Annotated in this window: 15 protein-coding genes and 2 riboswitches; of the genes, 4 read left to right on the top strand and 11 right to left on the bottom strand. The window is 52.8% G+C overall.

The features are described from left to right. Positions 1–39: 39 nt before the first annotated feature. Together motB and motA are read right to left on the bottom strand one after the other, a co-directional pair. The gene (gene motB, locus J2Z70_RS31640; protein ID WP_036724421.1) at positions 40–861 is read right to left on the bottom strand and encodes a flagellar motor protein MotB; all 822 of its coding nucleotides are present in this window, start codon (positions 859–861) and stop codon (positions 40–42) included. Next, complete coding sequence (motA, locus tag J2Z70_RS31635) at positions 845–1,645, bottom strand: flagellar motor stator protein MotA (RefSeq protein ID WP_036724422.1); 801 nt, start codon at positions 1,643–1,645, stop codon at positions 845–847. The genes motB and motA overlap by 17 nt, the downstream gene beginning before the upstream one ends. 203 nt (positions 1,646–1,848) lie before the next feature. Between motA and J2Z70_RS31630 the strand changes: the two genes are divergently transcribed. Beyond that, positions 1,849–2,142 (top strand): hypothetical protein, encoded by a 294-nt coding sequence (locus tag J2Z70_RS31630; RefSeq protein WP_036698940.1) that lies wholly within the window; start codon positions 1,849–1,851, stop codon positions 2,140–2,142. Positions 2,143–2,353: 211 nt separating this feature from the next. Continuing rightward, positions 2,354–2,629 (top strand): 4a-hydroxytetrahydrobiopterin dehydratase, encoded by a 276-nt coding sequence (locus J2Z70_RS31625; RefSeq protein WP_036724424.1) that lies wholly within the window; start codon positions 2,354–2,356, stop codon positions 2,627–2,629. 131 nt (positions 2,630–2,760) lie between these two features. Here the strand turns inward: J2Z70_RS31625 and J2Z70_RS31620 are convergent, their stop codons facing one another. The 6 genes from J2Z70_RS31620 to J2Z70_RS31595 all read right to left on the bottom strand — a co-directional run bounded on the left by J2Z70_RS31620 (position 2,761) and on the right by J2Z70_RS31595 (position 8,698). Continuing rightward, positions 2,761–3,117, bottom strand: a complete 357-nt coding sequence (locus J2Z70_RS31620; RefSeq protein WP_209879520.1) for a c-type cytochrome — start codon at positions 3,115–3,117, stop codon at positions 2,761–2,763. Positions 3,118–3,244: 127 nt separating this feature from the next. Then, positions 3,245–3,730: a GNAT family N-acetyltransferase gene (locus tag J2Z70_RS31615; protein WP_209879515.1), complete on the bottom strand. Its 486-nt coding sequence runs from the start codon at positions 3,728–3,730 to the stop codon at positions 3,245–3,247. Between the two features lie 246 nt (positions 3,731–3,976). Then, the gene (locus J2Z70_RS31610) at positions 3,977–4,468 is read right to left on the bottom strand and encodes a C40 family peptidase (protein WP_209879512.1); all 492 of its coding nucleotides are present in this window, start codon (positions 4,466–4,468) and stop codon (positions 3,977–3,979) included. 4 nt (positions 4,469–4,472) lie between these two features. After that, positions 4,473–4,615: riboswitch (cyclic di-AMP (ydaO/yuaA leader) on the bottom strand. Positions 4,616–5,003: 388 nt separating this feature from the next. Further along, complete coding sequence (locus tag J2Z70_RS31605; protein ID WP_051477954.1) at positions 5,004–5,432, bottom strand: C40 family peptidase; 429 nt, start codon at positions 5,430–5,432, stop codon at positions 5,004–5,006. A gap of 57 nt (positions 5,433–5,489) precedes the next feature. Continuing rightward, positions 5,490–5,628: riboswitch (cyclic di-AMP (ydaO/yuaA leader) on the bottom strand. A 211-nt stretch (positions 5,629–5,839) separates the two neighbouring features. After that, a complete protein-coding gene (locus tag J2Z70_RS31600; protein ID WP_209879510.1) occupies positions 5,840–6,673 on the bottom strand; it encodes a hypothetical protein in 834 nt (277 codons plus the stop codon). 9 nt (positions 6,674–6,682) lie between these two features. Beyond that, positions 6,683–8,698: a M1 family aminopeptidase gene (locus tag J2Z70_RS31595; RefSeq protein ID WP_209879507.1), complete on the bottom strand. Its 2,016-nt coding sequence runs from the start codon at positions 8,696–8,698 to the stop codon at positions 6,683–6,685. Between the two features lie 104 nt (positions 8,699–8,802). Between J2Z70_RS31595 and J2Z70_RS31590 the strand changes: the two genes are divergently transcribed. Further along, positions 8,803–9,309, top strand: coding sequence for a YwhD family protein (locus J2Z70_RS31590; protein WP_036724431.1), 507 nt, complete (start codon positions 8,803–8,805; stop codon positions 9,307–9,309). 94 nt (positions 9,310–9,403) lie between these two features. On the opposite strand, the gene J2Z70_RS31585 is transcribed toward J2Z70_RS31590, so the two are convergent. From J2Z70_RS31585 to J2Z70_RS31575, 3 genes are all read right to left on the bottom strand, one after another. Continuing rightward, entirely contained in the window at positions 9,404–9,886 is a 483-nt protein-coding gene (locus J2Z70_RS31585; protein ID WP_036724433.1) for an AbrB/MazE/SpoVT family DNA-binding domain-containing protein, read from the bottom strand. 266 nt (positions 9,887–10,152) lie between these two features. Next, positions 10,153–10,830 carry a DNA-3-methyladenine glycosylase gene (locus tag J2Z70_RS31580; protein ID WP_209879504.1) on the bottom strand — a complete coding sequence of 226 codons (678 nt, stop codon included), beginning with the start codon at positions 10,828–10,830 and terminating at the stop codon, positions 10,153–10,155. A 98-nt stretch (positions 10,831–10,928) separates the two neighbouring features. After that, the gene (locus J2Z70_RS31575) at positions 10,929–13,001 is read right to left on the bottom strand and encodes a transglycosylase domain-containing protein (protein WP_209879501.1); all 2,073 of its coding nucleotides are present in this window, start codon (positions 12,999–13,001) and stop codon (positions 10,929–10,931) included. Between the two features lie 261 nt (positions 13,002–13,262). Between J2Z70_RS31575 and J2Z70_RS31570 the strand changes: the two genes are divergently transcribed. Next, entirely contained in the window at positions 13,263–14,120 is an 858-nt protein-coding gene (locus tag J2Z70_RS31570; RefSeq protein ID WP_036724439.1) for a carbon-nitrogen hydrolase family protein, read from the top strand. Position 14,121: the final 1 nt, after the last annotated feature.

Here is a 14,121-nt window from a genome sequence, read left to right as displayed (position 1 = left end):
TAGGGCCGTTCGAAGCAGCTCTTATTTGTTTCCTTACTATCAGGGAGCTGTTACATTAGAGACATCCGTTGTCTCCGCAGCAGCGTCCTTATATTTACGCAGGATGGATACTTCTACCCGGCGGTTTTTGGCCCGCCCGGCAGCCGTAGCATTGCTAGCGATGGGATGATATTCGCCAGAGCCGGTCGGACTGAACTTCGTCGGGTCCAGGTTGGGATTCAGCAGCAGAATCTTCATGAACTCAAGGGCACGATCTACACTAAGATCCCAGTTCGAGGAGTACGTGCTGTTGGAGATCGGAACATTATCGGTATGCCCCTGCACCAATACTTCATAATCAGGGAATTGCTGCAGCATCGTTGAGATCGACTTAGCCAACTGGCGGGATTCATCTTTCACTACAGCCTGTCCCGAAGCGAAGAGGGCATTGTCGCTAATCGTGATCATCAGCTGGGACTGATTCAGCTTGGTGCTAAGCAAATCGGTCATTCCGTTGTTCTTGATGTACTGGTCGAACTGCTTCTTCAGCTTCTCCAGATCCTCCTGCTCCTTGGCACGGAGCTTGGACAGATCGGAGGTGCCGGTGTTCTTGGCAATCACATTGTTCATTTTATCCTGCTTGCCCTGGTCCAGCTGGGTGCTGGTCGGAGAATCCGACCGGTACTCCAGGACGCCGCCGCCGCCGCTGAGCGCTGAATTGAAGGCTTCAGCCATTTGCTGGAACTTCACGGCGTCCGTAGCGCTCATGGCGTACATAACAAGGAACAGAGCAACCAGCAAGGTCATCAGATCGGAATAGGGAAGCAGCCAGGATTCATCGGCATGCTCTTCATGTTCCTCATGCCTAGTCTTTTTGCTCACTGGAAGCCCCCTCCTTCTCGCTCAGCTTGGCACGCTCGGACGGAGTCAGGAAGACGGACAGCTTCTGGTTGATAGCTATGGTAGACACCCCGGACTGGATAGAGAGCAGACCCTCCACCATCATCAGGCGGACTTCAATCTCGCGTTTGGATATCCGCTTCAGCTTGTTGGCCATAGGGTGCCACATGACATAACCGGTGAATATCCCGAGCAGGGTTGCAATGAAGGCACCGGCAATCGCATGGGCCAGGACGTCCATATTACTCATATCACCCAAGGCGGCAATCAGCCCGATAACAGCCCCGAGTACCCCTAGTGTAGGGGCATACATCCCGGCCTGGGAGAAGATCAAGGCTCCGGCTTTATGTCTGTCTTCAGTGGCATGAATATCTTCCATTAATACATCACGGACGAACTCCTGATCATTGCCGTCAATAATCATCCGCATGCCGTTTCGGAGGAAGTTATCTTCAATTTCATCGACATTGGACTCCAGAGCCAGCAGCCCTTCGCGGCGGGTAATGGATGCCCATTCCATGAACATGGTAATCAGTTCGGGCTTACCGACCATCTTTTTCTTCGTAAACAGGATCTTCAACAGCTTAGGGAAATTCTTGACTTCCGACATCGGAAAGGCCATGAAGATGGAGGCAGCCGTGCCAAGAAAAATAATGACATAGGCAGCGGGGTTATTCAAGCTTGCAAGTGGAGCATGCTTGAGTATCATCCCCCAGATTACTGCGATCAGACCAAACACCAGGCCTAGAATTGTTGAGATTTCCATTTATGCACCTCGTCCATGAGAATTAAGAAGTGATCGACTAACCGCGTAATTCGTCCTTGAACCGCGGGAGAACACTCTGTTCGTAACCAAATCACGTATATTCTTCTTTATCGACATCATTCCCTTTTTTGTGAAGTGATTTTTTCGGCTATAATAGATAAGGTAGGTTATTATTCATCAGCGAAGAAAACGGAGTGATTGATGTGGGAGTTAAGCATGGCAGGGATTACGGTGAAATTCTGGTTGAACTGACAGGAGCCGTTGGACGGATTGCAGACGGGTACATTTTTTTTGAAATGGAGCCTGAAGAGTGGACGAATCTGCCGGAGGAATCGAGGCAGGAGGTCTGGGAGGCGCTTGCGGAAGATCTGTTCTACGCGCTGGGCAACGAGCCGGTCATTCAGGTGGGCAGCGGAGTTGTGATGTACGATAAAGAAACACACCGCATTAATATTCTGCTGGGCGATGAGGATCTGGCTTCGGTCGTTCTTGTATAAAGCAGGGGAAAAATGCGGCAGCGGGTTTGTCCCGGGCATCCGGCCATGTTAAAATTGGAAGTGGAGTACTAATTGCCGGGATGTCAGAATACATTTAATCAAAAATCTTTGGCCTGGCACATCCCTTGGACTTTCAGAAGCTGAGGGATGTTTTATTTGAAGGAGAAGAGCAGGCTGAAGGAACCGTTAACTTAGCAAGGGAGGAAACGAATTGCAATTAACTGAGGAACAACTGCAGGAGCAGATCGGCAAGCTTGAGGGCTGGAAGCTGGAGAGGGATAGGCTGGTGCGCAAATATATGTTCAGTGAATATATGAAGGGAATTGCCTTTGTGGATGAGGTAGCGACAATTTCGGAGGCCTTTGACCATCACCCGCATATCACCATTGATTACAAGACGGTTGTTCTGCGGCTGGCTGCAGATGTGGAGAAGCTTGATCTCCGCCAGGCGCATGAATTTAATGAGGCATTCGAGAAGACCCGCTAGAGGACAAGGCCCCTATGGAGACAACAGGAATATCTAATTAATAGAAATGCCCGTGCAAGGATTGTTCGTTATCCTCGTCACGGGCATTATACATTTAGAATGAGGAGCATGGTGTGAGTACAGGTTGCGGATTATTTCTTCTCGGCCAGCCATAGGGCTACATTCGCAATCTCTTCAGGGGCCAGCCTGTCTTTGAAGGAAGGCATCTGTCCGCGGCCCTTGGTGACTATGCTGTAGATCTGAGCTGCGTCATGCGAAGCCCCTTCCTGCTGCAGGCTGGGTCCCGCCCCGCCCTGAAGCTGGTCTCCGTGGCAGGAGATACAATTGGCCTTCACTGTGGCTTCTGCGCCCGCAGCGTCCAGCACAACCTCCGGCATGGTCGGCTTGTTCTGCTCCGCCACCTCGGATTTACCGGGTAGGGTAAACATTAAGATTACTGCAAAGGCACAGGCGGCAAAAAACAAACCGCTCATGATCCATTTCTGCATCTGCATCCGTCCCTCCATGTAAGCTGCTGTCTCCATTATAGCGGATGGTGAAGCGTTATCATAGTATGTGTGTCAAAAAAATGAACACAAATGATCCATTTTTTGCAAAACTCTCTTGTCTCCGGTGCTATTCCTCATAGACCATGCAATAAAAAGGCTTATTACCGGTCGGAGTGCGGCGTTCATAGGTATCCGTTATGGTGAACCCGCATTTCTGGTAGGCGCGGATGGCGCGCTGGTTCCAGGTCAGCACCTCCAGGTCGATCTCACATTCCGGGTAACGCGACCGTGCTGCCTGCACAATAGCCTTCATGAACAGATGCCCCATTCCATGGCCGCACAGCTCGGGCCGCATTCCGACACCAAGCCGGACTACCCCCTCCATCGGAAAGAGCTGGGCGAAGCCGCACAGATCCCCCTCTCCATTCACAACCGATACATATTGCTCAATGCGCAGCTGCGGGTCTCCGAACTCCACGCCCAGCGCCTGCATCTGCTCCCAGGACATCCAGCCGTAAATATTATACGGCGGCTTGTAGCTCCACTCACAGATCTCAGCGGCATGCTGCGGCTCCATAGGCACCACATAAAAGGTTAGCGGGGAGCTAATCATTAAGGGAGGCCTCCTTCCAAGGGACATAAATTCATTTCTTCTATTAATTATATACAAAAACAGCGAGTTTCGACGCAATTTCCTTACGGAAATGCAGAAACTTGACAAACGCCAAAATATATTTTCCGAAAGCGCAGAATCAGTGTTTTACAAATATAGAGAGGGGTAAGTAATTTTATAGACAAAAAAAGCCCTTCTCCAAGATTTCGGCAAAAATCTCGGAAAAGAGCGTTAGGTTACAAAGGATTATTGTACATCATCGTTGTCTTGGGAATCCGAAGCTACAGTCTTGTAGGCATCTGTACTCATGATTCGCTTGGCGCCAACGTAGCGGTTGACGTAATAGCTGTCACTCAGCGAACTGATGGTTACACCACGTGAGGAAGAGGCATGGGCGAATTCGCCGTCACCAACATAAATACCTACATGGGATATGCCCTTACCGCTTGTATTGAAGAATACAAGATCGCCCGGTCTCATCTCGTCACGGGACACGGCAGAGCCCATCTGATACTGGGAGCCGGATTGATGGGGCAGGTTAATGCCGATCTTATCAAAAACATACATTGTAAATCCGGAGCAATCAAACCCGTTAGTTGATGTACCGCCGGACACGTATTTGGTTCCGATGGCTTTGTCGATCACTTTATCCATTTTGGAATCCGCGAAAGCGCTTCCTGCTCCGATGGTGAAGATAATGGACAAGCTTAGTACTGCGGCTGCTAGCTTCTTCTTCAAAAGTAAATACCCCTTCCAATGCCTACGAGGTTAGCTTAAGGGTTCGGTTGAAGGTCCCCTATGACCCCTCTTAGAATAGGAGGTCAATTCACCCAAAGTGGTTCCCCCGTTTCCCTAATTCATTAGGGAACTCGGCACGACTGTTGATTAGGATTAGCGGTTCATTCAATACATGACAAAACCTTTGTTAAAATCGATTCAATAATTACAAAAATGTTACTAAAAACTCACTGCGATAATTGTAACAAAGACTTCGGCGCTTGGCAATCACTTATAACATATTAATGCAGATTTTTTGCTGTTTTTTAGAGTTATAGCCCTTTCCAAAGACTCATATCTATGCGCAGGGGTTAATTTATATGATTATTTCTTTGTTTTTGCAAAAAAATGCTGTTTCAAGGCTGCGAATTCGGTGTAAAAGGTAGAATAAGGAAAAGGAAAAACCCGGAAATGATTACGGCAATAATCATCCCGGGCTCGTATAAGTTACATTTAGTTGTTAGAGGCTGAAATATTCGGGGTATGCTTCAAGGGGTCAATCGTAAGCGACAGCTTGGTAGGCTGTTGTGCTCATTACTCGTTTGGCGCCAACGTAGCGGTTGGCCCAGTAGGACTGGCTCATCGAACTGATGGTTACACCACGTGAACTTGAGGACTGTGCGAACTTCCCGTTTCCAACATAAATACCGACATGGGACACTCCGTTACCCAGGGTATTGAAGAACACGAGATCACCGGAACGCAGATTGCTCTTGGATACACTTGTTCCAACTTTGAACTGTGCTTTGGAGGTACGGGGCAAGGTAAGCCCGACATTCTTGAACACATACTTGGTAAATCCGGAACAGTCGAAGCCGCTGGTGGTTGTGCCCCCGGTTTTATACGATGTTCCAATGGTTTTTGAAATCACAGTATCCATCTTGGAATCTGCGAAGGCACTGCCTGCTCCGAGTGTGAATACCATCACAAGACCCAGCGCTGCTGCGGTGCATTTTTTCTTGAAATTCTGACTAATCAAAAGATGTACTCCTTCCAGGGCCTGCGAGGTTAGCTTAAGGATTCGGTAGAAGGTTCCCCTATGACCCCTCTAAAGCGAGATCAATTCACCCAAAATATGGTTCCCCCACTTCCCGGTGCAGGGAATTCGGCGTTTTATGCACCAGAACAGTGACTTATCGGCATTGATTAAATTGCAATAGTTACGGAAGATTTTGCTTGAAAGATTACAAGTTTGTTACTACTAGTACAGCCATCATTGTATCAGAGGATTTATCCTTTTGCAAATGCTTTTGTCCTCCGTTCAAGCAAAAAAGAGTCCTGCTCCCTGATAAGGGGCTATGACTCTCTTTAGTATGCCGCTTCAGCAGCTTATTATTGTGGAAATGATTTACTGGACCAGAGGTGGTACTGGGCAGCGATTCCCCACATATCGAACAGCGTGGAGGGCAGCGGAGCTGCCTGGCGGAGCATAAGGGCCGGCAATCCGGGATAGAACAGAGCAGAGGCGCTGCAGAGCAGAATTACGGCCAGGCTTCCCGCCCCCAGAACGATGGATATACCGATCGAAGGCATCAGCATCTTCAGGCAGATCAGCAGTGAGGAGAACATGCCGGTACCGGCGGTATAGCCGAATTGCATATAGAGCAGAAGCTTGCGGACAAGGAAGAGATAGAGCAGCCAGCCCAGCACATAAGGCACCAGCTTCAGCAGAAGCTGGACATCGAGAACGCCGCTGAGCAGATGACGGTACATACGCGGAAGCAGCCAATAGAGCGGCAGGAGGGTTAGCGCCCATTCGATGAGGCTGAACACCAGCACCGGCAGCCCATATTTTCTCATTCCGGGAAAAAAGAACAGTCCCCGCGCTCCGTCGCGCTCCTGGTGAAGCTCGTGCAGCAGCCCTGCACGGATAAAGGGAGTCACCAGCAGCCTTAGCACTGTCAGCGCAAGCAGCAGCCACAGCCAGTGCTGGACGGCGGGGTCGGTGCGCAGCGCGGTCTGCCCCTCGATATAATACAGCAGCCTGCCTATTCCGCTGCCGCCGGCATTCGCATCCGGGTAGCGGAGCAGGACGGGGACAACCGCGCTTTTAATGAATTTGTACAGGAAATATCCCCAGAACAGCCGGTAGATAAATAGCAGGATCAATATATAGAATTGCTCTTTCATGCTGATCCAACCGCGGGCAATTGAACTTTTCACCATTCCTTCACCTCACCAGACAAGAGTTCCGAGCAGGGTTTCAAGCAGAGTTGATGCACTAAGCGTCCAGCGGGAGAGTGTACGCGGCTCAAGCTCCGCCATTCTGAAATTATTAAGATGCCTGCTCTCCAGCAGAATGGAATGCCCCGGATCGATCTCTGCGGAGACCAGCGGCGCTTTATACGCTAACTCAAAGGAAGTAGCCTTACCCTCGCCATTCCAGTATTGCTGCACCGTGTACCCGTCTGCGAAGGTGAATTTCACGGGAACATCGGGGTACAGGCTGCCCTTATTACTTACATCAACCACAGCGCTGTAGCGGCTCCCCCCGCCGTCACTGTTGTCCTGTCTGACGGTGAGCCTGATATCGTCGACTGCGAAGTCGGGTGCACCCCCGCTATAGACATACCGCTCAAAATAAGTCTGCCAGGATTGCTTGGTCACTTTCTCCACAACCTTCTGGAAGTCGGCGGTGGACGGATGCTGGAAGCGGTATTTGCGGGCATAGGCGGCGAGGATGGCATCCATATTCTTGGTCCCGGCGATGCGTTCGATATCCTTCAGCACCAGCTTGCCCCGGATGTATACATTGCGCGTGTAGGCGTCATCACCGGTGTATTTCCAGGTCTCCAGCTTAAGCGGCTGTGAAGAGGAGACCAGGCTGGACTGCAGCGGGAGGCTGGAGACCACACCGTATTCCTGTTCCATCAGCCGGTCTTCGGCATAAGAGGTGAAGCTCTCATCCAGCCAGGCTTCTTCGAATTCATTGCTGGCCACCAGGCCGTAGAAATATTGGTGCCCGATCTCGTGGATGATCGTGCGCTCCAGGGAGGTGCCCGGTGAAGTGTCCGTGGCGCCGAAGGCGGTAATCAGGGTCGGATACTCCATTCCTCCGGCCCCGTTGCCGGACTCCGGCGGGACAACAATTGATAAGGTGGAGTAGGGATAAGGGCCGTACCACTTGCTGAATGCCATCAGTGCAGCCTCAGCCGCCTGGAAGTAACGCTCCTGGAGATGCTTATGCAGCGGGTCCAGATAGAGCTTAATCTTCACCCCGGGCACCTGCGGCGCGGAGAAGGCCTTCTCGGCAACCACGAAATCAGGCGATGCCGCCCAGGCGAAGTCGTGGACGTCATCTGCATAGAACTGATAGATCTTGCGCCCCTTCACCACCTTGGCGTCTCTCACCGGAAACCCGGTTGCGGCGACCTTATACTCGGGCGGGACAGAAATCGATACATTGTAAATTCCAAAATCACTGTAGAACTCGGAGTTGCCGTGGTATTGATGCAGGTTCCAGCCTTCTTCCTTGAGTCCTCTTCTGCCGGCAGGCTCATAGACGCTAAGCTTCGGAAACCACTGGCCGGCCATCACGAAGTCGTCAGCGGTTCCCATCCGGGCAAAAATTTTCGGCAGCTTGACCTCGAATTTAAGCCTTACTGTAACGCTCTCACCGCCGTTCACCGGCTGCGGCAGATGGACCTTGAGCAGTGTTCTGTCATTGACATTGCCGTCATCCGGCTGCACATATTGGGTGCGCTGCATCAGCGAAATGCCCTCGGAGGTCCGCAAATCTGTCAGGGTAATGCTCCCGTAACCCCCTGCAGGCATGCTGTCACCGCGAAGCGTGCCCCCGGACTCCTTCATGAAGGTGGTGCCGGCAGATGAGAATGCATTGGGATACAGATGAAAGTAGAGCTCCTGGACCGGCTTTGCGCCCGGATGGGTCCAGGTCAGCGTCTCGGAGGCGACCAGGGTCTCCGCACCCGGCAGGAGCTCCACATCCATGTGATATTCAACCACGCGCTGGCTTAAAGCCTCTGTCTCCGATGTGTAGATCGTATCTGAGAGATCGGACTGCACGGGCTGCTGCCGGGGGATAATGGCGGGGGACTTGGCCTCTTTTGGAACAGAGGCAGTCCATACGGCAGGGCTATGCCCTGACAGAAACCATATTCCGCCTCCAAGCAAGGTGAGGACAGCCAGGACTGCGAAGATGAGGGTATACCTTAATGAATGTGGCTTCATACTATGATTCCTCCCGTGACAAGCATCTACGGGATGTATATGTTTGCAATCGCCGCATTATTAGCTAAAATTAAATAATTAGTGAATGGAAAGGATGTGCACATGTGGATAACGTACAACCGGAGGGCAAAAAACAAATTGCCTTGAATATTGTGAACGCCAGAGCCAAGCATAAAGGCTTCGGTGCAGGCTCGATTGATCTGAACAATGTATCGCCTGTCATTATTGATCAGGGCATCGCCGTTATTGATATAGGTGCCATGCATGCCAAGAGCAAAGTGGAGAAGGGAATTAAATTCTCTATGAACCGTGAGGATGTTCCGGCGGGAAGACAGGTATGGGTCGTATGGGTCGCCGTTGACCGTACCCCGGAGGGACAGTTCTACGGCGGAATTACCGCCTGTGAGATGTGGATTGACACCGAAGCGCGCCGCGGCTGGAAGATTCTTGCGGATCATGTCAATAAGCTGGATGCGGCCTTGAAGCGCAAGCTTATTCTGGATGGACTTGGAAGTGCTGAGCGGGCAGCGCTGAAATCCCTGCTGATGGCCCATAATGAAGAGTGGTGGGCCGCTTCGCCTGAGGAGCTGAAAGCTGCGCTATCGGAATAGAAGATCAGGTTATATGCTTCGCCCAAAAATTAAGGCTTGGCCCCAACGGGGCCAAGCCTTATCTGATGTCTAAGCAGGGATGAATGGATAACGGTTACTGCGGATCTGTTCTGCCGGGAGTGTTCAGCTTGCGCTTGAGCTGGCTGACTCTGGCTTGGCTGATGCCGAGAACCTCGGCAAGCTCCTTCTGGTTGGCATAGGGATGATCTTCGATCGCTTTCATAAGACGCAGACTCATTTCTTCGGTCTTGCTTCTCCGTCCCCCGCGGGCTGGCTCGGGATGCTCTTCTGCTGAACTAGGGGAGGCATGGATGGGTTCTGATCCGCGGTCGGGGTCACTAAGCTCCTTCAGACAGGTGTTGCAAATGAACTGATCCTTATAGTAGGTTACATGATCAAGACTTCTGCAAAAGGTGCATTCTGTGGAGGTGTACTTTCGGAGGACGATGATATCCTCATCCAGTATAAAAAATTCGATAGGATCCCCAATGTCAATATTACGTGTCATGCGGATTTCTACGGGAACCACAATTCTTCCGAGACTGTCTAAGCTTCGGATCATGCCTGTATCTTTCATCCCATGTCCCTCATTTACATCTTTATATTTTTTGTAGATATATATGATTATAACAGTAATTGTAAGCTAAGAGAACGGGGGAAGCGTATACAAATTGGGCTATTTATTGTCATTTTATGGGAAGTTTTATCATTTTATGGCGTTTTAAATGTAGAGGACAAGATCACACTAAAAACCTCTCCGCCTGGAAAGTTCCAAGGGAGAGGCTGATTAGGGTTCTCTTATTAATACCCAATATACCACAGCCGAAACAGCAGTATAGGCCTTTAGACCAGCCTGTGGGGCTGCGCCTGCGGATCGCTGACCGACACATAAGGATTGCCCCGGAGATAGAAGCGCCAGGGGCGCCCGGCATACTCTCCCGCATAAGGAATATTGATACGCGGGGCCTGGACAATATCCAGGGACTCCGGGTCTTCCCCCTGCTCGATGCTTAGCGGGCCTTCCGGAAGATCGAATCTGGAATGGTTAAGGCTCTTGTCAATCCGCAGCGCCCGGCACAGCTTGCCCGGCCCGCCGGAGAGATCCGAGGGCTTCCTCACGGCAACTCCCCTGTATGCCTTCATAAGCTCGGCATCTCTCTCCGTAAGTGGTTCTACTGCCCGGATCAGAACGGCATGAGGCTCGTCCTGTGCAGCAGTTACGACATTCAGGCAATGGTACATGCCGTAGATCAGGTATACATACACTGCGCCTCCGGCGCTGAACATGACCTCTGTACGGGCGGTCCGGCGGCTGCCATACGCATGGCTGCCTTTATCCTCAGCGCCTCCATAGCTCTCTGTCTCCACAATACGGCAGCGGATGTCCCCGTCTTCTGTGCGGCGGACGAGATGCTGGCCAAGAAGGCGCGGTGCTGCTTCAACTGCCGGGAGCTTGTAGAGCTCAGGCTGGAGCAGCTGTGGCGCGTCCGGATCAACGCCGTCGGAGTGATTCGGCTTCATGAATGGATGACACACCTTCCTGCGGCGGAGTTAGGCGGGCGTACGCCTCTGCCAGTCTCCCCATCGTAACGCAGACAGCGGGGAGCGGCAATCCCCGGTTAGTTCATCCACCAGCGCTTGATATTATTCCATAGGGAATGCTCTTCCTTGACCGGATCGGCAGGGCCGGAAGGATCGGAGCTTCCGGAAGCTCCGGGTTCACCGGAGCTATGCTGGTCACAATATGCGGTAGGCTCTGTGCCGCTGATGAAGGTCTCCAGCTTTTTCTCCGGACAGTCTGCTGTAGCCAGCATGCCGGACAGCGGATCGACATATACGCTGACCACGCCATCGGGAATGGGAAAAATCTTCGGCGGCACATTCTCCAGTGCTTTTTCCGTGAATCCGGCAAAGATCGGTGCTGCCCGCCTGCCGTCGGTGGTCGCAATATCGCGGCCCTTATCGTATCCGACCCAGACGGCGGTTGAGAGCTCAGGCGTGAAGCCTACCATCCATCCGTCGGTATCTGTAGTGCCGGTCTTGCCGGCAACCGGACGCTTGATCATCGAGGCCACCCGGTTCCCGGTGCCTCCGCTCTCGAAGACCCCCTCCATCAGCCGGGTTAACACGTAAGCCGCTGCCGGCTCAACCACGGGCTGACCCTCTGGCTGCGGAGCTTCATATAGAAGATGTCCGCCCGCATCCGTGATCTTCAGGACCGCAGTGACCGGCTGCTTCACTCCGCCATTCGCAATCACTGCGAAGGCTGCGGCCATCTCCAGCGGGCTGACAGGCGAGGTTCCAAGCGCCAGAGAAGGAACGCTCTGTAGCGGGCTGTTAATCCCCATGGCGGCCGCCATAGCGGCGACCTTATCTGCCCCGATCTTCATAATAGTATTCACTGCATAGATATTGTCGGACGCGGCAATGGCCTGCCGCATATTAATCTCTCCCAGATATTTATCCCCGAAATTCCGGGGCTGGTACGTCTTGCGGTTGTTATCATAATGGAACAGCGTCGGCTGGCTGTTGAAGACGGACAAGCCGGTCATTTCTTTGGTCGACAGCGCCGCCAAATACATAATCGGCTTAAAGGAAGAGCCGGGCTGGCGCGTCTTCGCCAGCGCATGGTTGAAGGAGCTGGTCCGGTAATTTGTGCCCCCGACCATAGCCTTCACATAGCCGGTACGGGGATCAACGGAGACCAGGGCTGTCTCCAGCTCGCTGCTGTGGTCCATCCCTTGATCCACCGCCGCTTCCGCAGCCTGCTGCATATCCGGGTCAAGCGTTGTATAGACATTCAGCCCGCCCCGGTCCAGCTCGTCACTGCTGATATGCAGGCTGTCGATCACCTGACTGCGCACATAATCGCGGAAATAGGGTGCAGCCACCGTGGTATCCTTTTGACCCTGCGGGCTCAGCTTGAGCTGCTCCTTAGCGGCCTCCTGTGCCTGCGACTCCGTAATATCCCCCGTCTCGACCATGGCAGCCAGGATAATGCCTTGACGCTTCAAGGCGCTGTCCAGATGATTATAAGGAGAATAATAGGTGGGTCCCTTGGGCACTCCGGCCAGCAGGGCGCTCTCCGCCAGATCCAGATCTGCGGCAGCTTTACCGAAATACATCCGGGCCGCAGCCTCGATTCCGTAAGCGCCGTGTCCGTAGTAGATTTCATTTAAATACATATTCAGGATTTCATCCTTAGAGTATTTCATTTCCAGCTGCAGAGTGTATAGCGCTTCCTTGGCCTTGCGGGTCCAGGTCTTCTCATGGGTCAGGTACAGATTGCGCGCGAGCTGCTGGGTTAAGGTGCTGGCCCCTTGCGTGCGTCTGCCCGCCTCCAGATTGGCGAGCACCGCTCTCCCCATGCCTTTCAGATCAAAGCCGATATGATTATAGAATTTCCGGTCCTCCACAGCCAGCGTGGCCTTGATGAGCAGCGGGGAGATCCGGTTAAGCTCAACAGGCTCGCGGCTGCGGCCGTCTGTAGTGAAGGTGGTCATCACATTGCCCCGTGCGTCAAGCAGTCTGGAGCGGACATCATCCCCGAGCGGGGGGAGCGGCTTCTGATATAGGTATCCAAGCAGAGCGCCGGCTGCCAGGAGGAAGAGCAGGGCGGAGACGGCCAGCAGCCGAAAGAGCAGGCGGAAGCGGCGTTTGCGGACTTTGGGTGTGGCAGAATCGCGCGTCATGGTATCAGGCTCCTTCGAATTCAAGCAGTGACACAGGCTGGCCCCGTGAGGGCTGCTGCGGCTTGTATTCCTCATTATGGGAAAGGATGAGAGGAGATATTCACCATTGGCAGAGAAAGCGGAACTTGCCCGACCCGGTGGGGAACTAGGGAGTGTCCTTTAAAAGGACGGCAAAGCCGTTTCTACTTGTGAACGGTTATGGTAAAATTTTAGATACTTATGAAAATGCATGTAACTATCATGCACGGGAGGACTGCCGCCATGGCTTTTCGCGTATCTGCTGTACAATATCATCTGCACACCATCTCCTCCTTCGGGGAGTTTGCTGCCGAGTGTGAGCACTATATCAAGACGGCCGGGGAGTACGGGGCCGAATTTATTCTCTTCCCTGAATTTCTTACGACACAGCTGATGTCGATCGGAGGCGAGGACGGGGAGGCGCTGGGGATTGAGGATCTGCCGCAGTTCACGGACCGTTACCTGGAGATGTTCTCCGGGTACGCGAGGAAGTATGCGGTACACATTATTGGGGGGACCCATGTGCTGCGGCGCAGCGGCAAGCTGTATAATGTAGCCCATCTTTTTTACCCGGACGGAAGAATTGCCGAGCAGGCCAAGCTGCATATTACCCCTGCTGAGGTAGAGGGCTGGAATATGGGGGCGGGTGAGGAGCTTCAGGTATTCCAGACAGATCATGGGACCATTGCCATGCTGACCTGCTATGACATTGAATTCCCGGAGATTGTGCGCATGGCCCGGGCCAAGGGCGCAGATGTGATCTTCTGCCCGTCCTGCACGGATGACCGCCACGGCTTCCACCGGGTACGGTATACAAGCCACGCGCGGGCTATCGAGAATCAAGTCTACGTGGTGCTGACCGGGACCGTAGGCTCCTTGCCTACCGTGGATCTGATGCGGGCCAACTTCGGCCAGGCGGCGATTATCACACCCAATGACATTCCGTTCCCTCCGCAGGGTCTGCTGGCCGAAGGAGAGATCAACAACGATATGATCATCACCGCCGATCTGGATCTGGAGCTGCTGTATCGCGTCCGGGAACACGGGTCTGTAACCACGTGGCGTGACCGCCGCACCGATCTGTACACCGACTGGACGTAAG

It is taken from the genome of Paenibacillus silagei, from assembly GCF_017874735.1.
Taxonomy (GTDB): Bacteria; Bacillota; Bacilli; order Paenibacillales; family Paenibacillaceae; genus Paenibacillus_AQ; species Paenibacillus_AQ silagei.
The sequence above is the reverse complement of the archived record's forward strand: the minus strand, read 5'-3'. Positions and strand labels throughout refer to the sequence as shown.